The sequence below is a fragment of the Pseudomonas sp. UBA6699 genome, from assembly GCF_002454615.1.
GTDB lineage: Bacteria > Pseudomonadota > Gammaproteobacteria > Pseudomonadales > Pseudomonadaceae > Aquipseudomonas > Aquipseudomonas juntendi.
This window is the reverse complement of sequence record NZ_DKJF01000060.1, coordinates 1-19,458: the sequence shown is the minus strand read 5'-3', so window position 1 is coordinate 19,458 and position 19,458 is coordinate 1. Positions and strand designations below refer to the sequence as shown.

The 19,458-nt window shown below is 63.0% G+C and carries 20 protein-coding genes and 1 riboswitch; of the genes, 12 read left to right on the top strand and 8 right to left on the bottom strand.

Annotated elements, in window-relative coordinates; all coding sequences use genetic code 11:
• Nucleotides 1-65: 65 nt before the first annotated feature.
• On the bottom strand, nt 66-1,340 hold the full coding sequence (locus tag B3361_RS11885; protein ID WP_009682954.1) for a uracil-xanthine permease family protein: 1,275 nt from the start codon (nt 1,338-1,340) through the stop codon (nt 66-68).
• 2 nt (nt 1,341-1,342) lie between these two features.
• Nucleotides 1,343-1,981 carry a uracil phosphoribosyltransferase gene (gene upp / locus B3361_RS11880; protein WP_154211145.1) on the bottom strand — a complete coding sequence of 213 codons (639 nt, stop codon included), beginning with the start codon at nt 1,979-1,981 and terminating at the stop codon, nt 1,343-1,345.
• A 158-nt stretch (nt 1,982-2,139) separates the two neighbouring features.
• Here upp and B3361_RS11875 point away from each other — a divergent pair, with 158 nt between their 5' ends.
• The 3 genes from B3361_RS11875 to B3361_RS11865 all read left to right on the top strand — a co-directional run bounded on the left by B3361_RS11875 (nt 2,140) and on the right by B3361_RS11865 (nt 3,571).
• Entirely contained in the window at nt 2,140-2,697 is a 558-nt protein-coding gene (locus B3361_RS11875) for a hypoxanthine-guanine phosphoribosyltransferase (RefSeq protein ID WP_009682952.1), read from the top strand.
• A 44-nt stretch (nt 2,698-2,741) separates the two neighbouring features.
• Complete coding sequence (locus tag B3361_RS11870) at nt 2,742-3,212, top strand: hypothetical protein (protein ID WP_054903932.1); 471 nt, start codon at nt 2,742-2,744, stop codon at nt 3,210-3,212.
• Nucleotides 3,213-3,280: 68 nt separating this feature from the next.
• A complete protein-coding gene (locus tag B3361_RS11865; RefSeq protein WP_009682950.1) occupies nt 3,281-3,571 on the top strand; it encodes a PA4642 family protein in 291 nt (96 codons plus the stop codon).
• Nucleotides 3,572-3,839: 268 nt separating this feature from the next.
• Here the strand turns inward: B3361_RS11865 and mqo are convergent, their stop codons facing one another.
• A complete protein-coding gene (mqo, locus tag B3361_RS11860; protein ID WP_064314333.1) occupies nt 3,840-5,348 on the bottom strand; it encodes a malate dehydrogenase (quinone) in 1,509 nt (502 codons plus the stop codon).
• A gap of 764 nt (nt 5,349-6,112) precedes the next feature.
• Between mqo and B3361_RS11855 the strand changes: the two genes are divergently transcribed.
• Nucleotides 6,113-6,697: a YajG family lipoprotein gene (locus B3361_RS11855; RefSeq protein WP_029886852.1), complete on the top strand. Its 585-nt coding sequence runs from the start codon at nt 6,113-6,115 to the stop codon at nt 6,695-6,697.
• 95 nt (nt 6,698-6,792) lie between these two features.
• Here the strand turns inward: B3361_RS11855 and B3361_RS11850 are convergent, their stop codons facing one another.
• Nucleotides 6,793-6,999, bottom strand: a complete 207-nt coding sequence (locus tag B3361_RS11850; RefSeq protein WP_009682946.1) for a hypothetical protein — start codon at nt 6,997-6,999, stop codon at nt 6,793-6,795.
• A gap of 160 nt (nt 7,000-7,159) precedes the next feature.
• Here B3361_RS11850 and B3361_RS11845 point away from each other — a divergent pair, with 160 nt between their 5' ends.
• Complete coding sequence (locus B3361_RS11845) at nt 7,160-7,420, top strand: hypothetical protein (protein ID WP_054903934.1); 261 nt, start codon at nt 7,160-7,162, stop codon at nt 7,418-7,420.
• A gap of 33 nt (nt 7,421-7,453) precedes the next feature.
• Here the strand turns inward: B3361_RS11845 and B3361_RS11840 are convergent, their stop codons facing one another.
• Nucleotides 7,454-8,620, bottom strand: a complete 1,167-nt coding sequence (locus B3361_RS11840; protein WP_054912104.1) for a 1-acyl-sn-glycerol-3-phosphate acyltransferase — start codon at nt 8,618-8,620, stop codon at nt 7,454-7,456.
• Between the two features lie 124 nt (nt 8,621-8,744).
• On the opposite strand from B3361_RS11840, the gene B3361_RS11835 reads away from it, so the two are divergent.
• The 4 genes from B3361_RS11835 (at nt 8,745) to B3361_RS11820 (ending at nt 10,741) form a co-directional block, all read left to right on the top strand.
• Nucleotides 8,745-8,927 (top strand): CPXCG motif-containing cysteine-rich protein, encoded by a 183-nt coding sequence (locus B3361_RS11835; RefSeq protein ID WP_009682943.1) that lies wholly within the window; start codon nt 8,745-8,747, stop codon nt 8,925-8,927.
• Nucleotides 8,927-9,187, top strand: coding sequence for a putative signal transducing protein (locus tag B3361_RS11830; RefSeq protein ID WP_054903940.1), 261 nt, complete (start codon nt 8,927-8,929; stop codon nt 9,185-9,187). The genes B3361_RS11835 and B3361_RS11830 overlap by 1 nt, the downstream gene beginning before the upstream one ends.
• 15 nt (nt 9,188-9,202) lie before the next feature.
• Nucleotides 9,203-9,823, top strand: a complete 621-nt coding sequence (locus B3361_RS11825; RefSeq protein ID WP_054903936.1) for an SOS response-associated peptidase — start codon at nt 9,203-9,205, stop codon at nt 9,821-9,823.
• Nucleotides 9,824-9,922: 99 nt separating this feature from the next.
• Entirely contained in the window at nt 9,923-10,741 is an 819-nt protein-coding gene (locus B3361_RS11820) for a M48 family metallopeptidase (protein ID WP_054903937.1), read from the top strand.
• A 43-nt stretch (nt 10,742-10,784) separates the two neighbouring features.
• On the opposite strand, the gene B3361_RS11815 is transcribed toward B3361_RS11820, so the two are convergent.
• From B3361_RS11815 to B3361_RS11805, 3 genes are all read right to left on the bottom strand, one after another.
• Nucleotides 10,785-11,369 carry a TMEM165/GDT1 family protein gene (locus tag B3361_RS11815; protein WP_009682938.1) on the bottom strand — a complete coding sequence of 195 codons (585 nt, stop codon included), beginning with the start codon at nt 11,367-11,369 and terminating at the stop codon, nt 10,785-10,787.
• Between the two features lie 88 nt (nt 11,370-11,457).
• A riboswitch (yybP-ykoY riboswitch) is annotated at nt 11,458-11,598 on the bottom strand.
• Between the two features lie 38 nt (nt 11,599-11,636).
• Nucleotides 11,637-12,635 (bottom strand): class I SAM-dependent methyltransferase, encoded by a 999-nt coding sequence (locus B3361_RS11810; protein WP_009682937.1) that lies wholly within the window; start codon nt 12,633-12,635, stop codon nt 11,637-11,639.
• A gap of 54 nt (nt 12,636-12,689) precedes the next feature.
• Nucleotides 12,690-13,655, bottom strand: a complete 966-nt coding sequence (locus tag B3361_RS11805; protein WP_029887160.1) for a 2-hydroxyacid dehydrogenase — start codon at nt 13,653-13,655, stop codon at nt 12,690-12,692.
• A gap of 210 nt (nt 13,656-13,865) precedes the next feature.
• Between B3361_RS11805 and B3361_RS11800 the strand changes: the two genes are divergently transcribed.
• From B3361_RS11800 to B3361_RS11790, 3 genes are all read left to right on the top strand, one after another.
• Nucleotides 13,866-15,548 carry a fatty acid--CoA ligase gene (locus tag B3361_RS11800; protein WP_054881703.1) on the top strand — a complete coding sequence of 561 codons (1,683 nt, stop codon included), beginning with the start codon at nt 13,866-13,868 and terminating at the stop codon, nt 15,546-15,548.
• Nucleotides 15,549-15,879: 331 nt separating this feature from the next.
• On the top strand, nt 15,880-17,766 hold the full coding sequence (locus B3361_RS11795) for a DUF1302 domain-containing protein (RefSeq protein ID WP_009682933.1): 1,887 nt from the start codon (nt 15,880-15,882) through the stop codon (nt 17,764-17,766).
• A 25-nt stretch (nt 17,767-17,791) separates the two neighbouring features.
• Entirely contained in the window at nt 17,792-19,156 is a 1,365-nt protein-coding gene (locus B3361_RS11790) for a DUF1329 domain-containing protein (RefSeq protein WP_054881702.1), read from the top strand.
• Nucleotides 19,157-19,458 lie beyond the last annotated feature (302 nt).

The window sequence follows — 19,458 nt, the reverse complement described above, 5'->3', positions numbered from 1 at the left end:
TTCGCGGGTGAACCCGCTCCCACAGGGTGTTTTGCTGCCCTGTGGGCGCTCAGGTCAAGGGTGGCTCAAGGCTGCTGATCCTCGAGCTTCTTGTGCTTCCAGCCGTCATTGCCAGGCAAGATCAGGTTCAGGGCAATCGCCACGATGGCACACAGTGCAATCCCCTTCAGGCCCCAGTCATCCGGGCCATCACCGCTGCCGATCAGTACCCCGCCAATACCGAACACCAGGGTCACCGACACGATCACCAGGTTGCGCGCTTCGGCCAGGTCGACCTTGTGGCGGATCATGGTGTTCAAGCCTACCGCGGCGATCGAGCCGAACAGCAGGCACAGGATGCCGCCCATCACCGGCACCGGAATACTCTGCAGCAGCGCGCCGAACTTGCCGATGAACGCCAGGGTAATGGCGAATACCGCCGCCCAGGTCATGATCTTCGGGTTGTAGTTCTTGGTCAGCATCACCGCACCGGTCACTTCGGCGTAGGTGGTGTTGGGCGGGCCGCCGAACAGGCCGGCGGCGGTGGTGGCCAGGCCGTCACCCAGCAGGGTGCGGTGCAGGCCGGGCTTCTTCAGGTAGTCACGGCCGGTTACGCTGCCAACCGCGATAACCCCGCCAATGTGCTCGATCGCAGGTGCCAGGGCTACTGGAACGATGAACAGAATGGCCTGCCAGTTGAACGCTGGCGCCGTGAAGTTGGGCATTTCCAGCCAGGGGGCAGCGGCAATTCTGGCCGTGTCGACCACGCCAAAGGCAAATGACAGGGCAAAACCCACCAGCACGCCAGCGATGATCGGCACCAGGCGGAAGATGCCTTTGCCAAACACAGCGACGATCAGTGTGGTCAGCAGCGCCGGCATGGAGATCAGCATGGCTGTCTTGTACGGCAGCAGCACGCTGCCGTCGCCAGCCTTGCCCATCGCCATGTTGGCGGCAATCGGCGCCATGGCCAGGCCGATGGAGATGATCACCGGCCCGATCACCACGGGCGGCAGCATGCGGTCGATGAAACCGGTGCCTTTGATTTTCACCATCAGGCCCATGAAGGTATACACGAAACCTGCGGCCATCACGCCGCCCATGGTCTCGGCCAGGCCGAATTGACCTTTGGCGAGAATGATCGGGGTGATGAAGGCGAAGCTGGAAGCCAGGAACACCGGGACCTGACGGCCGGTGACCAACTGGAACAGCAAGGTACCGATACCCGCGGTGAACAGCGCGACGTTCGGGTCCAGGCCGGTGATCAGTGGCATCAGTACCAGCGCACCGAATGCCACGAAGAGCATCTGCGCGCCCGAAACGACCTGGCGCCAGAGCGGGTCGTTGAAGCCGTCCTGCATGTTCAGGCGTCCTTTTGCTTGGTGCCGAAGATCTTGTCACCGGCATCGCCGAGGCCCGGCACGATATAGCCGTGCTCGTTCAGGCGCTGGTCGATCGAGGCGGTGTAGATCTGTACATCGGGGTGAGCTTTTTCCACCACGTCGATGCCTTCTGGTGCCGCGACCAGGACCATGGCGCGAATCTCTTTGCAGCCAGCCTTCTTCAACAGGTCGATGGTGGCAACCATCGAGCCGCCGGTTGCCAGCATGGGGTCGATGATCAATGCCAGGCGCTGGTTGATGTCCGGGGCGAGCTTTTCCAGGTACGTATGGGCTTCGAAGGTCTCTTCGTTGCGGGCAACACCGACCGCGCTCACCTTGGCACCCGGGATCAGGCTGAGTACGCCGTCGAGCATGCCGATGCCGGCACGCAGAATGGGCACTACGGTGATCTTCTTGCCGGCGATTTTCTCTACCGCGACCTTGCCACACCAGCCGTCGATCTCGTAGGTTTCGAGCGGCAGGTCCTGGGTGGCTTCATAAGTCAGAAGAGCGCCGACTTCCTGGGCGAGTTCGCGAAAATTCTTGGTGCTGATATCGGCACGGCGCATCAGGCCGAGCTTGTGGCGGATCAGCGGGTGGCGGATCTCACGAGTGGGCATAGGGGGGCTCCGAAAGGCGGGCAAAAAAACCGCGCTAGATTAATCTATTCAGCCTGCGCTGTCGTCTGGTCATTCTGCACGTTAGTCCATAAACGCTTGATCTGTGACGAGCGGATGCGTACCTTTGCCCGCTTTTCCAAAATCCCCCGGAGCGCGCCATGTCCGCCGATCTCGAGCATATCCGTCAAGTCATGCGTGAAGCTGACTGCCTGTACACCGAAGCTGAGGTCGAAGCGGCCATCGCCAAGGTGGGCGAGCAAATCTGCAAGGACCTGCACGACAAGAACCCTGTGGTGTTCTGCGTGATGAACGGTGGCCTGATCTTCTCCGGCAAACTGCTGACCCACCTGCAGTTCCCGCTGGAAGCTTCCTACCTGCACGCCACGCGCTACCGCAACCAGACCAGTGGCGGCGAGCTGTTCTGGAAGGCCAAGCCCGAGGTGTCGTTCATCGACCGCGACGTGCTGATCGTCGACGACATCCTCGATGAAGGCCATACCCTCAGTGCCATCATCGAGTTCTGCAAGCACGCCGGCGCGCGCTCGGTGTACACCGCCGTGCTGATCGACAAGGACCACGACCGCAAAGCCAGCCCGGACCTCAAGGCCAACTACGTGGGCCTGCCCTGCATTGACCGCTACATCTTCGGCTATGGCATGGACTACAAAGGCTACTGGCGCAACGCCAACGGCATCTTCGCCGTCAAGGGCCTGTAAAAACGTCCACGTGCTAGAGTGCGGCTTCATACAAGGAGCCTCACATGCGTGCGTTTCTCCCCCTTCTGGTGGCCATCAGCCTGCCGCTGGCCGCTGCACCGCTGCACAGCCAGTTCCTGCCCCCGGACGACCTGGCCCTGCGTCAGGAAGCACCCACCAGCCAGCAGTTGCTGCAAGTGACCGACTACTCGGTGGTAGTCGGTGCCCAGCGGCAGTCCGACCAGCAGCCGATCCCGATCACCTCGTCGCTGCAAGTGCGCCTGAAGGGCAAGCCGCTGAGCAAGGGGGCGACCATTGCCCAGGTGCTGCTGACATTCGACGGTGAGGCCGCCAAGAGCCTCAAGAAACCGGTGTACGACGACAAGACCCGCACCTTGAGCCTGAATTACCCCCTCAGCGACTACCGGGTGATCATGGACCTGCTGCGCAACGAAACGCTGTATGTGCAGTTCCTCACCTATGGCAACGGCCATATCTGGGCCGACCTGCACACGGGCACCGTACGTACGCGTTGAGGCGCGCGGCCTGCGGGGGGTAAACTGCCGGCCTTCGAAATTCCGTGATGGTCCAGAGGGAGCCGGCAATGCGTAAAGACAAGAAACAGGTAATCGGTGACGAAATCAGCGACGACTACATCAAGTCGTTCCTTCAGTTCGAGCCGGCCGATGGCGTCACCTCACCCTCGCTGCACAAACTGGTGAAAGCCTACCGCGGCCTGCGTGTGGACGACTTCCAGCGTTTTGTCGGGTTCTTCGTCGAAGCCGGCCTGGACCTGGATGGCAAGGACGAACACGGCAAAACCTTCGTCGAGCAGATCGCCGACCAGCGCAATGCGCAGGAGTACATCGAGATCATCGCCCAGGCCCGTGGTTGATCGTTGGCCTGTGCCGCTTCCTCGCGGCCCAGGCTGACCAACACGCCGGCAAAAAAACGCCCCGAAGGGTGATGCCTGTCCTTTAAGCGTTATTGGGGCTGCTTTGCAGCCCTTCGCGGGCGCGCCCGCTCCAACACGTTTGGCGCTGCACTCAAGAAATGCGCGACCCCTGTGGGAGCGGGCGTGCCCGCGAAGGGCCGCAAAGCGGCCCCCATTTACTTAACTGACTGGCATTACCCCGAAGGGCGTTTTTTCGTTACCGGGCCAGTCAGGCGTAATGCTTGGCTGCCGGGCTGCTTTCCACCAGGTCCAGTGCCGCGTCGTTATCTGCACTGATCTTGCGGTACAGGGCAGCATCGGTCGCCAGGGTCTTCTCGCGTGCGGGGAAGATTTCCTTGAGTTTCTCGGCCCAGGCCCCTTTGGCCTGCTCAGGGAAGCAACGCTCGATCAGTTCCAGCATGATCGAAACGGTCACCGAAGCACCTGGCGAGGCGCCGAGCAGTGCAGCCAGGCTGCCGTCCTGCGCCGAGACCAGCTCGGTGCCGAATTGCAGCACGCCGCCTTTCTTCGGGTCTTTCTTGATGATCTGCACGCGCTGACCTGCGACTTCCAGGCGCCAGTCTTCGGCCTTGGCCTGCGGGTAGAAGCGCCGCAGGGCTTCCAGGCGCTGTTCCATCGACTGCATCACTTCGCTGACCAGGTACTTGGTCAGGTCCATGTTGTCGCGGGCCACGGCCAGCATCGGGCCGATATTGCCCATGCGCACCGACAGCGGCAGGTCCATCAGCGAACCGTGCTTCAGGAACTTGGTGGTAAAGCCGGCATAAGGGCCGAACAGCAGCGAAGTCTTGCCGTCTACAACCCGGGTGTCCAGGTGCGGTACCGACATCGGTGGCGCCCCCACGGCGGCCTGGCTGTAAACCTTGGCCTGGTGCTGCTTGACGATTTCCGGGTTGTCGCAGCGCAGCCACTGGCCGCTGACCGGGAAGCCGCCAAAACCTTTGCTCTCCGGGATGCCGGACATCTGCAGCAGCGGCAGGGCCGCGCCGCCGGCGCCCAGGAACACGAAGCGGGCGTCCACTTCACGGCTGCCGCCGCTGTTGACGTCCTTGATGCTGACGGTCCAGCCGCTGCCGTTACGGCGCAGGCCGACGACCTTCTTGCTGTATTTGACCTGCGCGTGCGGCGCGTCACCCAGCAGCTTCAGCAGCTTCAGGGTCAGGGCGCCGAAGTTGACGTCGGTGCCTTTGGCCACGCGGGTCGCGGCGATGTGCTGGTCGGCAGGGCGGCCAGGCATCATCAGCGGCATCCAGTCGTTCATCACGGCCTTGTCTTCGGTGTACTCCATCTCGGAGAAGGCATGGTGCTGCTTGAGCAGCTCGAAGCGTTTCTTGAGGAAGGCAACACCCTTGTCACCCTCGACGTAGCTCAGGTGCGGGACAGGGTTGATGAACGCACGCGCCGAGCCGAAGTTGTCCTTCTTGCTCAGGTAGGCCCAGAACTGGCGCGAAACCTCGAACTGGGTGTTGATGTGCACGGCCTTCTTGATGTCGATGCTGCCATCGGCGGCCTGCGGCGTGTAGTTCAGCTCGCACAGGCCGGCGTGGCCGGTGCCTGCGTTGTTCCAGGGGTTGGAGCTTTCCGCGGCTCCGGAGTCCATCGCCTCGACGACCTCAAGCTTCAGGGTCGGGTCAAGCTCCTTGAGCAGTACGGCCAGGGTGGCACTCATGATGCCCGCGCCTACCAGTACCACATCAACCGATTCGTTCTGCGCCATTTAACGCGTCTCCACAATCTACAGCTACCTAATTGACAGCATAGGACCTGGGGTTGCCAGGGTCGCCATGTCCGGCTTTTCGCAGTTCTTGCAACTTCCGCGGACACCGCCAACCAGTCTTCGGGTTCAGGTATTGAACGCCGTTTGCCAGGGCTGCGGCAATTCGACTATGGTCAAGGTGTCGTGCGTGCGTTATGGAGCGGGTCAGGCACTCATGCAGGATGAGCGCATTTGCCGCCTGTTCAGGGCTGTTCGGGACACATCTGCCGCTTTTACACATGCCAGACTGTTCATTTGCTCGCCACACTCTTGTGAAGTTGTGAAAACCGTTTTTTCACGCTCTTTTGGAGACGTGAACCTCAAAAAGGGACTGCGCGATGGCAACCCGCAGGTTCATGCAGCGTGAAGGGCCGGAAAAGCAGGCACGACAGCCGATGCAAGACCTCAGTGGAAGGCTCTCTGTGGGCGAAGCGTTGAAGTTGCCGGGGTCAATCGGCGAGTGCGGGGCCCGATCAGGAGACGTCCTTATAATCGGGGGGAGATTATAACGATGTCGCGGGCAGAAATGTCGCCATTCGTGGTTTTTATTGCAGCGTTTGTCAGGCCAGGCGCATGCGCGGCTGCCAATGCCGGCTTGCACAGACGCAAAGTACAGGCCCGGGCAGTGCATGAAAGCATTGTCACAAGCGGGCTGGGACCGATGACTGGCCGATGCGGGGCTGGGTATACTGTGCGCCTTAGCCGCATTTTCTGGAGAAACGCGCATGTTGCAACGTCTGTTGTTCGGTTTGCTTGCCGTGGCCAGCCTCAGCCTGGTCGGTTGTGCCCACAGCCCGCAACAACTCAACCCGCAACCCACGCTCAAGGCCCAGCTCGCGCCGGTCGGTCATGGCCAGCCGGTGGTGGTCCGGGTGGTTGACGGTCGCCCATCGCAGTCGCTGGGTACCCGTGGTGGCATGTACCCTGAAACCAGCACCATCAGCGTCAGTGGCAATGACGTGGTGCCCAAGCTGCAGGCCCAGGCTGAAGCGGCTGTGCGCCTGCTCGGCTTCACGCCTACGGCCAACGCCTACAACGCGCCGCAGTTGACCGTGACCCTGGCCGAGCTGAAGTACCAGTCGCCCAAAGACAACCTGTACGTGACCGAAGCCACGATCGGTGCCACCTTCCGTGCCGACGTGAAGAATGGCGGCCGCAGCTACAGCGGCCGTTACGGCGCGTCGCTCGACCAGCGCTTCGGCATGGCACCGAACCAGGACACCAACACCCAGTTGGTAGGCGACGTTCTGAGCGATGCGCTGACCCGCATGTTCAAAGACCCGAGCATTGGCCAGATCCTGGCCCAGTAAGCCCTCTGCGCTGCTGAAAACCCGCTGCCTGGTCGCCAGGCAGCGGGTTTTTTTGTGCCTCGCCAACGCTTGCCGGTGGGGTGGCCGGCGCAGGTTCACGCCGCCTCTATGTGGAAATCCAGCAGGCTGAAGCCAGTGCCGGCGTCCACCTCCGGCAGGTCTGCATGCACATGCCCGCCCAGCGCGCAGTAGACCAGCCACTGGCGGTCTTGCACATTGATGGCAAAACCATCGATCAGCGCCTGTTGCTCCTCGCTTTGGGCAACGAGGTAAAGGCGGTCCTGGTTTTCGGCGTGCAGCATGAAGTAGCTCCGGCTCATGGGAAGGTCGACAGGGTGGCCTGCTCAGATGACGAGCCGATGACAGATGAAATTAAATGACAGTTTGTCGCCAATGCCGGGCAGCGAAGGGCGAGTTGCGTAGAATGCGGGCCTTCGCCGTCGCTTACACCGAGGTTGCGTGATGTCCTTGCAAGTGCTTTGGGGGTTTCTGGCCGCCCATCCCACCAAGTTGATCAATGTGCTGGCGCTGCTGCTGACCTGCCCGGGCGGGTTGCTGCTGCAAAGCGCTAGGCGGCGCGCGGCCGAAACCCGCGAGAGCCTGGCGCTTGAGGAGGGGGTAGTGGATGCCTTCGACCTGCGGGTGCCCAAGTACTTCTACATTCTGGGCTTCGCTTGCCTGGCCATGGCGCTGCTGCTGTCCTGGTTCAGCACCTGGGTTTGAGATTGCGGGGCTGCAAGGCAGCCCCGCAATCGGTCAGGCAACCGGCGCCTGCTGCCTGACCTGGTACTGGTTGCGCACCGGTGTCGCATACTGCAATACCAGGTACGGCCGCTGCTCTTCAGGGCAGGCCGCCAGCCGACGTTGCCATTCTTCCTTGGCCTTGGCCAGTTCGTCGGCCGGGAACACCTGTTCGGCGCCAGGTACCTGCAGGGCTTCGTCCTTACCCTCCCACATTGCGTAGGCCAGGTAATGCACCGGGAACAACCGGTAGCCAGCCAGGATCTGGCGGTCGATCTCCGCGGCCAGCTGCTTGGTATCCTCGTAGTACTCGGTCACCGGTGGCGCGAAGTTGATGTGCACCCGGCCCTTGTAGCCGGTGATGCCCTTGGCGATGCTGTTGTCGTCCTCCCCTGGGGCCTTCTGGTAGCTGCCAGTGGTAGCGCGGATATACAGCTCGCGGGCTTTGGCCTGGTCGCACGGGTCGTACTCGTAGCTGATCGACACCGGCGTCAGGTTCAGGCTCTGGATGACGGCGCCAAACGCCTCGTCCTTGCGGCTCATGTGGAACATCTTGAGGATCGCCGAGTCGGTGCGGTCGTCACCGTCCTTGGCGCGGCCCTCGGCCTGGGCGATCCAGATCGAGGTGGCGTCGTTGCGGATCGAGTGGTTGATGTAGGCCGAGAGCAGCTGATAAGCCGCCAGCTTTTCACGGCGCCCGCTGATCGAACGGTGCACGATGAAACTCTTGTTCAGGCGCATCATGTCGCTGACGAACGGCTTTTGCAGCAGGTTGTCGCCAATGGCGATGCGCGGCGTGGGCAGGCCGGCGTGGTACACCGCATAGTTGACGAAGGCCGGGTCCATCACGATGTCGCGGTGGTTGGCCAGGAACAGGTAGGCCGTACCTGCCTTCAACTGCTCCACACCGGAATAGGTGACGCCGTCGGTGGCGCGGTCGATGGTCTGGTCAACGTAGTACTCGACCTTGTCCTGCAGGGTGGAAACGCAGGTCACACCGGCGAATTCCTTGCGCAGGCGGCGGGCGATCAGCGGTTTGAGCAGCCAGCCGAAAGCCCCGGCTGCCCGCGGGAAGCGGAAGTGGGTGAGGATATCGAGGAATGCCGGGTCGCTGAGCAGGCGGGCCAGAACCGCAGGTACCTCAGCGTCGTCGTAGGGTCGGATGGCATCGAATTCGCCCATCATGCTCTCTTGTTGGAAACGGCTAGGGTAATAAACAGGGGCAGGCTCCGAAAAACGGCTCGGACGCACACGGGCCCCGTAAACAGACCGACAATTATACGCATAAGTCACCCCGGAGGCCGCGATGCTCGAAACTGCGTTCTACGATTGCCCTTATTGCGGCGAAGAGGTCGAAACCACGGTGGACCTGTCCGGTGGCGATCAGGAGTACATCGAGGACTGCCAGGTGTGCTGCAGGCCGATTCGTTTCGTGCTGCAGGTGCATGGCGAGGAATGGATGCTGGATGTCTACGGCGAGAACGAATGATGCGGCGGATCTACGAACCGGAAAACCTGCTTGAAGCCGAAATGCTGTCCGGGATGCTCGCCAGTGAAGGCATCGCGGTGCAGGTGGTGGGCCGTGACCTGATCGGTGCAGTCGGCGAGCTGCCCATGCAAGGGTTGCTAGGGCTTGCGGTCGCCGATGAGCAGGCCGAGTACGCACGGCAGCTGATCGATGCGTACAATGAGGCCCAGCCACTGGTTGGCGACGAACCGGAGAGTATCCCCGGTACCTTGATCTGCTAGGTTCTGAATTCGCTCATGTGTGGACGTTACGCCCTGTTTCGCTGGCCCCAGGCCCTTGCCAGTCTGCCGGGGTTCCCCGCGGGCCAGCCGGCCCAATGGAATATTGCACCTGGGGCATCGGTGCTGATCCAGCGCCAGCTTGACGGCCAGCAGCAACTGGCCATGGCGCGTTGGGGGCTGACCCCGGCGTGGCTCACCGACCTGTCCCGCACCCCCGCCCATGCCCGCGCCGAAACCCTGGCCGAGCAACCGATGTTCCGCGAGGCGTTTCGCCAGCGCCGCTGCCTGATGCCGGCCAACGGCTTTTACGAGTGGCGGGGCACGGTACGCAAGCGCCCTTATTGGCTGACGCCGGGGGAGGGCGCCTCGTTGTACTTTGCGGCCATATGGGAAGCCTACCCCGTGCAGGACCAGGTGTGGCTGAGTTGCGCGGTGGTGACCCAGGCGGCCCTGAACCAGCGCCGGCCGCTGATCCTCGACGATGCGGGCCAGGCTGCCTGGCTCGATCCGGATACGCCGGTTACCCGCTTGCACGAACTGCTGGCCAGCCCGCCTGCGCCACTGCGCGAAAGGGCCTTGGCGAATTTCGTCAACGACCCGAAGCTGGATGCGCCGGAGTGTCTTACCCCGCTTTGATGGGTGGCCGGTGCTGGTGATGAAAATCTTCCCTGCGGCTATGGCGGCTACCGGCGAGTCGGCCTAGGATACGGCGCATGCAAAAAAGGGAGTGTTTTCATGCGTAAGTCTTTTGTCGTCAGCCTGTTGAGTGCTGGCATCGTGCTGGGCGGCTGCCAGGCGGTGAATACCACCAGTGGCGGTGCTGTCGGCGTCGAGCGCCAGCAGTACATGTTCAGCATGCTCTCCACCGATGAAGTCAACCAGATGTACGCCCAGTCGTACCAGCAGACCCTCGGTGAAGCCTCCAGCAAGGGGGTGCTCGACAAGTCCAGTGCCGATGCCAAGCGGGTGCAGGCCATCGCCAGCCGGCTGATTGCCCAGGCCCCCAAGTTCCGCCCGGATTCCGCGCAGTGGGACTGGCAAGTCAACGTGATCAAGAGCGACGAACTGAACGCCAACTGCGGCCCTGGCGGCAAGATCATCGTGTATACCGGCCTGATCGACCAGCTCAAGCTCACCGATGCGGAAATTGCCGCCGTTGTCGGTCACGAAATCGCCCACGCCCTGCGTGAGCACAGCCGCGAGGCGATGTCCAAGGCCTATGGTGTGGAAATGGCGCGCCAGGGGGCGGGTGCCATCTTTGGCCTGGGCCAGAACAGCATGGCCATTGCCGACACCGTGGTGAACTACGCCATGACCCTGCCCAACAGCCGGGCCAACGAAAACGAAGCCGACCTGATCGGCCTGGAGTTGTCGGCCCGTGCCGGCTACGACCCGAACGCCGCAATCACCTTGTGGAACAAGATGAGCAAGGCGTCCGAAGGCGCCCCGCCCGAGTTCATGAGCACTCACCCGGCATCCTCCAGCCGCATTGCCTCGCTGCAGGCGGCCATTCCCAAGGTGATGCCGCTGTATCAGGCCGCGGCCAAGCCATGATCGCTTGAAGCGTGGGGGCGCACGGCGCCCCCGTGTTTTCCGGTTACCCGACCCAGCCACTGGCCTTCATCGCCGAGTACACGGCCACGATCGCCAGTACGAAGAACGCCGCGGCCGCCAGGCGACGGATCAGCGTCAGCGGCAGCTTGTCGGCTGCAAAGTTGCCCGCCAGCACCACGGGTACGTTGGCAATCAGCATGCCCAGCGTGGTGCCGATGATGACCATGATCAGGTGCGGGTATTGGGCCGCCAGCATTACGGTCGCGACCTGGGTCTTGTCACCGATTTCGGCGAGGAAGAACGCAATCAGCGTGGTCAGGAACGGGCCGAAGCGGCGCGCCGGGTTCTCGTCATCGTCCATTTTGTCCGGTACCAGGGTCCAGAGCGCCGTGGCGGTGAAGCTCGCGGCCAGGATCCAGTGCAGGGCCGAATCGCTGAAGAAGCTACCGACCCACGCCCCTACGGCACCGGCTGCGGCATGGTTGGCCAGGGTGGCGGCGATGATACCGGCAATGATCGGCCATGGCTTGCGGAAGCGCGCGGCGAGAATGAGTGCGAGCAGCTGCGTCTTGTCGCCGATTTCGGCGAGCGCAACGATGGCGGTGGGGACCAACAGAGATTCCAGCATCAGGATTCCTACGGGGGGCGGGTCGACACGGCTATGACACGTACAGCCTTCCCGCCCCGGGTAAGGTGTGCGTGTCATAGGTCTTGTCAAACCCCGGATCCGTCTATGCGGATCTCTCCATGCACGTGGGCATGGGGGTCGCACGCGCCATGGTCTGTGGACCAAGTATGTTGACGCGTACCGGGCGAGCGGTGGGCTCGCGGGAGACTACTCCCCTAGGACGGAGCGGATTCTGCCTTGGCAAAACGCTTTCGGCAAGCGCTGTTTTCAGCCATGCACGGCCTGGTAGATTCGGAAGCCTTCCGCCTCGTCGCGTATCTGGCAGTTGCCCAGCGCCCCTTCGATCAGCGGCTGGTAGCGCAGGAAGCTATTGGCAACCAAGCGCATTTCGCCCCCTTTTCGCAGATGAACCGCTAATTTTCTCAGCAAGTTTTCCGAGGCCTGGTAATTGGTGTGCACCCCGGTATGGAACGGCGGGTTGCTGAGAATCAGGCTCAGGTCGAGCGGTGCTGCATCAATGCCATCACCGCTGATCACCTCACCTTCCAGGCCGTTTGCAGCCAGGGTCAGACGGCTGGCAGCCACGGCGAAGGCATCCACGTCCAGCAACGTCACCCGGTTGTGCGGGTAACGGCGCTTGACCGTGGCCCCCAGCACCCCGGCACCGCAACCGAAGTCCAGCATGTGGCCGCTGGGCAGGTTGTCCAGGTGCTTGAGCAGCAGCGCAGTGCCGCGGTCCAGGCGGCCGTGGCTGAACACACCGGGCAGGCTGACCACTTGCAGCGGGCCGTCTTCCAGGGCCAGTTCGAAGCGCTGGGCCAGGCTCTGCAGCGGTGTCGCCTGCGGGGCCTGGTCGACCGTCACCTGCCACAGCTGGCAATGCCGCGCGCTGTCAAGCTTGCGCGGCTTGCCGAAAGCCTGCAACAGCTTGGCCGCGCCCTCGATGCCACCGCGTTTTTCACCGACCAGGTACAGCGCGCGACCCGCCAGGCGGGAAGCCAGGGCGTTGAGCAGGTAGGCGGCCAATTCGCGGGATTTGGGCAGGAACAGCACGGCGCTGTCGAACGCGCCCGCCGGGGGCTCTACGCCATACTGGCTGCGGCCCGCAAAGCGGCCTTCGAGCACGGCCTGGTCGCCGGCGTGCCACGACCAGGCGCGGGCTTCGGGCAACTGCCCGAGCAAGCCGTCGGCGGGGGCGCCTGCGAGCAGCAGCGGGCCCTGGAACAGCTCCGCCTGGCGGAGCAATACTTCACTGCGCGGGTCCATGAACGACGCCTCCTGGAAAAAAGTGGCGCAGTGTAGCAGAGCCCGGCGCCTGGCTCAGCTGACCACGCGGCGTGGCTGCCCGGCGAAAAAGGCCTGGGCGTTCTCGCTGAGCTGGCCGACGATACGCTGGCGCGCCTCCACCGCGCCCCAGGCGCTGTGTGGGGTGATGATCAGGCGCGGGATACCGGCTTCGAGCAGCGGGTTGCCGTTGACTGGCGGCTCCACGCTCAATACGTCGGTGGCAGCGCCGCCCAGGTGGCCACTGCGCAGCGCATCGGCCAGGGCCTGCTCATCGATCAGGCCGCCGCGCGCGGTGTTCACCACCAGCGCCCCAGGCTTGAGCAGGGCCAGCTCGCGCGCCCCCAGCATGTGCCGGGTGTGCTCATTCAAGGGGCAGTGCAGGGTCAGCGCGTCAACCTGCGGCAACAACGCCTCCAGCGGCAGCCGGTCGGCGCGCTGCGGGCGGCCGGGGATCAGCCCGCTCAGTACGCGCATGCCGAACGCTTCGGCCAGCCGCGCCACCGCGCCGCCCAACTCACCGTGGCCAAGCAGGCCAAGGGTTTTGCCCTGCAGTTCGACAATCGGGAAATCCAGCAGGCAGAACTGGTTGGCCTTGGCCCATTGCCCCTCTGCCACCGCCTGGTGGTAGTCGCACAGCCGCGTGGCCAGCGCCAGCAGCAGCGCGAGGGTGTGCTGGGCGACAGACGGCGTGCCGTAGCCCTGGCAGTTGCACACCGTGATGCCCTGGGCGCGGGCGGCGGCCAGGTCGACGTTGTTGGTGCCGGTGGCGGCCACCAGAATCAGCTTCAATTGCGGATTGGCGGCCAGCACGGCGGCGTCGAGCACAACCTTGTTGCTGACCACCGCTACCGCGCCCTGCAGGCGCTCGGCGACCTGTTCCGGGGCGGTGGCGGCGAACAGCTCGAACTGGTCGAACTGCTGCTGCAGGGGCGACAGATCCAGGTCGCCGAGGTCCAGGGACTGGTGGTCGAGAAACACGGCGCGACGCGGGCTGGGCATGAACATCTCCTGGGCAGGGGCGGGTTTGTGGTGGGCTCCCGGCGCAGTGTCCAGCTCAACCTCGCCGCCCGTCAACGCCTTGCGGCTCATACCTTGGCCAGGCAAATCATTCCTTCGGCTGATTTGGCCGTCACATTGGCGAACTACAGTAACTCCCCAGATCAGCTCCCCACCGACTTTTCCGGCCCGCTTCCAAGAAAAGGGATATCCATGTTGCAGACCCGCATCATCAAGCCCGCCGAGGGCGCCTATGCCTATCCATTACTGATCAAGCGCCTGCTGATGTCTGGCAGCCGCTACGAGAAGACCCGCGAAATCGTCTACCGCGACCAGATGCGGCTGACCTACCCACAGCTCAACGAGCGTATCGCCCGGCTGGCCAACGTGCTGACCGAGGCCGGGGTCAAGGCCGGTGACACCGTGGCGGTCATGGACTGGGACAGCCACCGCTACCTGGAATGCATGTTTGCCATCCCGATGATCGGCGCCGTGGTGCATACCATCAACGTGCGCCTGTCACCCGAGCAGATCCTCTACACCATGAACCACGCCGAAGACCGGGTGGTGCTGGTCAACAGTGACTTTGTCGGCCTGTACCAGGCCATCGCCGGGCAGTTGACCACTGTCGACAAGACCGTGCTGCTGACCGATGGCCCGGCCCAGGCCGCCGAACTGCCCGGGCTGGTGGGTGAGTACGAACAACTGCTCGCCGCTGCCAGCCCGAGCTACGACTTCCCCGACTTCGACGAGAACTCGGTGGCGACCACGTTCTACACCACTGGCACCACCGGCAACCCCAAGGGCGTGTACTTCACCCATCGGCAGCTGGTGCTGCACACCCTGGCCGAGGCTTCGGTCACCGGCAGTATCGACAGCGTGCGCCTGCTGGGCAGCGATGACGTCTACATGCCGATCACGCCGATGTTCCACGTGCATGCCTGGGGCATTCCCTACGCGGCCACCATGCTCGGCATGAAGCAGGTGTATCCCGGTCGTTACGAGCCCGAGATGCTGATCAGGCTGTGGCGTGAAGAGAACGTCACCTTCTCCCACTGTGTGCCGACCATCCTGCAGATGCTGCTCAATTGCCCGACTGCCCAAGGCCAGGACTTCGGCGGCTGGAAAATCATCATCGGCGGCAGCTCGCTGAACCGGTCGCTGTACCAGGCGGCGCTGGCCCGCGGCATCCAGCTGACCGCAGCGTACGGCATGTCCGAGACCTGCCCGCTGATATCCGCCGCGCACCTGAACGACGAGTTGCAGGCCGGCAGTGAGGATGAGCGCGTCACCTACCGTATCAAGGCCGGGGTGCCGGTACCGTTGGTGGAGGCGGCGATTGTCGACGGCGACGGCAACTTCCTGCCCGCCGATGGCGAAACCCAGGGCGAGCTGGTGCTGCGTGCACCGTGGCTGACCCAGGGTTATTTCAAGGAGCCGGAAAAGAGCGAAGAGCTGTGGCTGGGCGGCTGGCTGCACACCGGCGACGTCGCCACCCTCGACAACATGGGTTACATCGACATACGCGACCGTATCAAGGATGTGATCAAGACCGGTGGCGAGTGGGTGTCGTCACTCGACCTGGAAGACCTGGTCAGCCGCCACCCGGCCGTGCGCGAAGTCGCGGTGGTGGGGGTGGCCGACCCGCAGTGGGGCGAGCGCCCGTTTGCCCTGCTGGTGGTGCGCGAGGGCATGGCGATCGATGCGAAAGCGCTGAAGGACCACCTCAAGCCGTTCGTCGAGCAAGGCCATATCAACAAATGGGCGATTCCCAGCCAGATCGCCGTTGTTACTGAAATTCCCAAGACCAGTGTCGGCAAGCTGGACAAGAAGCGCATACGCCAGGACATCGTGCAGTGGCAGGCCAGCAACAGCGCCTTCCTGTCCACCCTGTAAACCTGGGGCGGGTCGCGTGCGACAGAACGCGACCCGCGTTCTAGAGCGGCTGGCGCCTTGCCAAATGGTAAAAATGCGCCATCCTTGAGCACTGCCAGCACGCGATCAAGGAAAAAACCCAACGAGTGGTTGGCACGGAGCGCAAATCACACTTTAGAGGGATCAAGCGCCTGTGCCTTGCTGGCTATAGTCGGGGCCAGGGGATTTTCAGGAATGGGGGAGGGCGTCACGCGCTAGCCGTGCCGCCGCAGGCGCAAGCCTGCAAACCGGTCACTCGGCCGTTCTTGAAAGGACTCACTGCCATAACAATAAAGTACATGGAGTAGCGTCGATGAAATCTGCAAATCCGTTCTGGCGCCGGGCCAAGCTGCCCTTGGCCGTCAGCATCGCTTCCACGCTCGCAAGTCCTGCTTTCGCTGTCAGTTTCAACATCGGTGAAATCGAAGGCCAGTTCGACTCGTCGCTCTCCATTGGCGCCAGCTGGTCGACCGCCAACCCCAACCGGAACCTGATCGGGGTGAACAACGGCGGCAAGGGCCTGTCGCAGACCTCCGACGACGGTCACCTGAACTTCAAGAAGGGCGAAACCTTCTCCAAGATCTTCAAGGGTATCCACGACCTGGAGCTCAAGTACGGTGATACCGGCGTATTCGTGCGCGGCAAGTACTGGTATGACTTCGAGCTGAAGGACGAAGGTCGCGAATTCAAGGACATCAGCGATTCCAACCGCAAGGAAGGGGCCAAGTCGTCCGGCGCCGAACTGCTCGACGCCTTCGTCTACCACAACTACTCGATCGGTGATCAGCCGGGCTCGGTTCGCCTCGGCAAGCAGGTGGTCAGCTGGGGCGAAAGTACCTTCATCGGTGGCGGCATCAACGCGATCAACCCCATCGACGTGTCGGCGTTCCGCCGCCCGGGTGCCGAGATCAAGGAAGGCCTGATTCCGGTCAACATGTTCTACATCTCCCAGAGCCTGACCGACAACCTGTCGGCCGAGGCCTTCTATCAGCTGGAGTGGGACCAGACGGTCGTCGACAACTGCGGCACGTTCTTCTCGCAACCCGACATCATCGCCGATGGCTGTACCGACAACCTGCGCGTGCTCAACAGCAGCCGCACGGTACCGGGCGCCGCCCAGCAGTTTCTTGCCACGCGCGGCGTGAACATCAACGAAGAGGGCGTGATGGTGCGCCGTGGTGCCGACCGCGATGCGCGTGACAGCGGGCAGTTCGGTGTGGCCATGCGCTACATGTTCGAGCCGCTGGACACCGAGTTCGGTGCCTACTTCATGAACTACCACAGCCGTGCGCCAATCTTCAGCGCCACAGGGGCCGCACCTTCGGTATTTGCAGGGCTCAGCGCGCTGCCTGCGCAACTGCGGGCGCTGGCGCCGCTGATCGTGGCCGGCAATTCCGAGTACTTCGTCGAATACCCGGAAGACATTCGCCTGTATGGCTTGAGCTTCTCCACCACATTGCCCACTGGCACCGCCTGGAGCGGCGAAATCAGCTACCGGCCCAACGCACCGGTGCAGCTCAATACCACGGACATCCTGTTTGCCGGGGTTCGCCCGATTGGTGGCGCATTGAGCAACGCCTCGCTGCTGACAGGCACCCCTGGCCAGGACCTGCATGGCTACCGTCGCAAGGAGATCACTCAGTTCCAGACGACCCTCACGCACTTCTTCGACCAGGTGATGGGCGCCAGCCGCATGACCGTGGTCGGCGAGCTGGGTGTGACCCACGTCGGTGGCCTGGAGAACGCGCACGATACCCGTTACGGCCGTGACCCGGTATTCGGCCCAGGCCCGCTGCCCGCCACCGGCGGCGCAGATACCTGCCAGGCACTCAACAGCAGCACCATCGCCGGCGCGGGTGCGGGTGCCTCCACCGCCAACCTGAACCGCAAGTGCGAGAACGACGGCTACACCACCAGCACTTCGTGGGGCTACCGCGCCCGCGTGATCTGGGACTACAACGACGTGTTCGCCGGGGTCAACCTGAAACCGAGCGTGGCCTGGTCGCACGACGTGTCGGGCTATTCGCCAGGCCCTGGCGGCAACTTCGAGGAAGGCCGCAAGGCAGTCAGCCTGGGCCTGGACGCGGAGTACCAGAACACCTACACGGCGAGTCTGTCGTACACCAACTTCTTCGACGGCAAGTACAGCACCGTGGATGACCGCGACTTCGTCGCCCTCAGCTTCGGCGTGAATTTCTAAGCCCACAGATCCAGGACAACACGACATGAACAAGACCAGAAGTCTGCTGCAAGCCGGTGTGCTGGGCCTGTCCCTGCTGGCGACCAGCGTCATGGCTGCGGTATCCGCCGACGAGGCGGCCAAGCTGGGTAGCACGCTGACCCCGATGGGCGCCGAAAAGGCCGGTAACGCCGATGGTTCGATCGGCCCATGGCAGCCCTTGTCGAAAACCGCAGGCAGCGTCGATGGCAAAGGCTTCCTGTCCGACCCGTACGGCAGTGAGAAGCCACTGTTCACCATCACTGCGCAAAACGCCGAGCAGTACAAGGACAAGCTCTCGCCAGGCCAGATGGCCATGCTCAAGCGTTACCCGGACACCTTCAAGATCCCGGTATTCAAGACCCACCGCGGTTCCACCGTGCCTGCCGACGTGTTCGCCGCCATCAAGGAGAACGCCACCAAGACTACCCTTGTGGAAGGCGGCAACGGCCTGAGCAACTTCCGCACCGCGATACCGTTCCCCATTCCGAAAAACGGCCTGGAGGTGATCTGGAACCACATCACCCGCTACCGGGGTGGCAGCGTCAGCCGCCTGGTTACCCAGGCCACGCCGCAACAGAACGGCTCCTTCAACCCCGTGTACTTTTCTGACCAGTTCGTCTTCCGCGACAAGATGAAGGATTACGACCCGAACAACCCGGGCAACATCCTGTTCTACTTCAAGCAGGAAGTTACCGCCCCGGCGCGTCTGGCCGGTACCGTACTGCTGGTGCACGAAACCCTCGACCAGGTCAAGGATCCGCGCAAGGCCTGGATCTACAACGCCGGCCAGCGCCGAGTGCGCCAGGCGCCACAGGTGTCGTACGACGGCCCGGGTACCGCCGCCGATGGCCTGCGCACGTCGGACAACCTGGACATGTACAACGGCGCGCCAGACCGCTATGACTGGAAGCTGGAGGGCAAGAAGGAGCTGTACATCGCCTCCAACGCCTTCAAGCTCGATGACCCCAAGCTCAAGTACACCGACATCATCAAGGCCGGGCACATCAACCAGGACCTGACCCGTTATGAGCTGCGCCGTGTCTGGCATGTGGTCGCCACACTGAAGCCGGGGCAGCGGCATATCTACGCCAAGCGTGACTTCTACATCGACGAAGACACCTGGCAGGCCGCAGTGATCGACCAGTACGATGGCCGTGGCCAGCTGTGGCGCGTGTCCGAGGCGCACGCCCAGCCTTACTACAATGTCGAGGTACCGTGGTACACCCTGGAGGCCATCTACGACCTGCAGTCTGGTCGTTACCTGGCGCTAGGTATGAAGAACGAAGAGAAGCGTGCTTATGACTTCGGCTTCAGTGCCAGCAAGGCCGACTTCCAACCGGCGGCGCTGCGTCAGTCCGGCATTCGCTGAGCAGAACGCATTCAAGCGTCGGTTTACCGTAATGTTGTTCACTTGTGTGTGATGTCACACTGATTGGGGCTGCTGCGCAGCCCATCGCGACACGAGGCCGCTCCTACCAGGACCGTGCAGTTCTTGAGGCCTGCGCTGTACCTGTGGGAGATTCTATGGTTCCTGGCAAGGGTAGCCGGAGCATCTTCAGCGCCTGTGAGATCGAGCGCCGCCCGCGCGGCGCAATCGCGAGCTGCGCTCGCTCCTACGTTTGTTTCGGGCCAGTAACGCCTGTGACAGGCGCGCGCGGCCGCCTTGTTTGT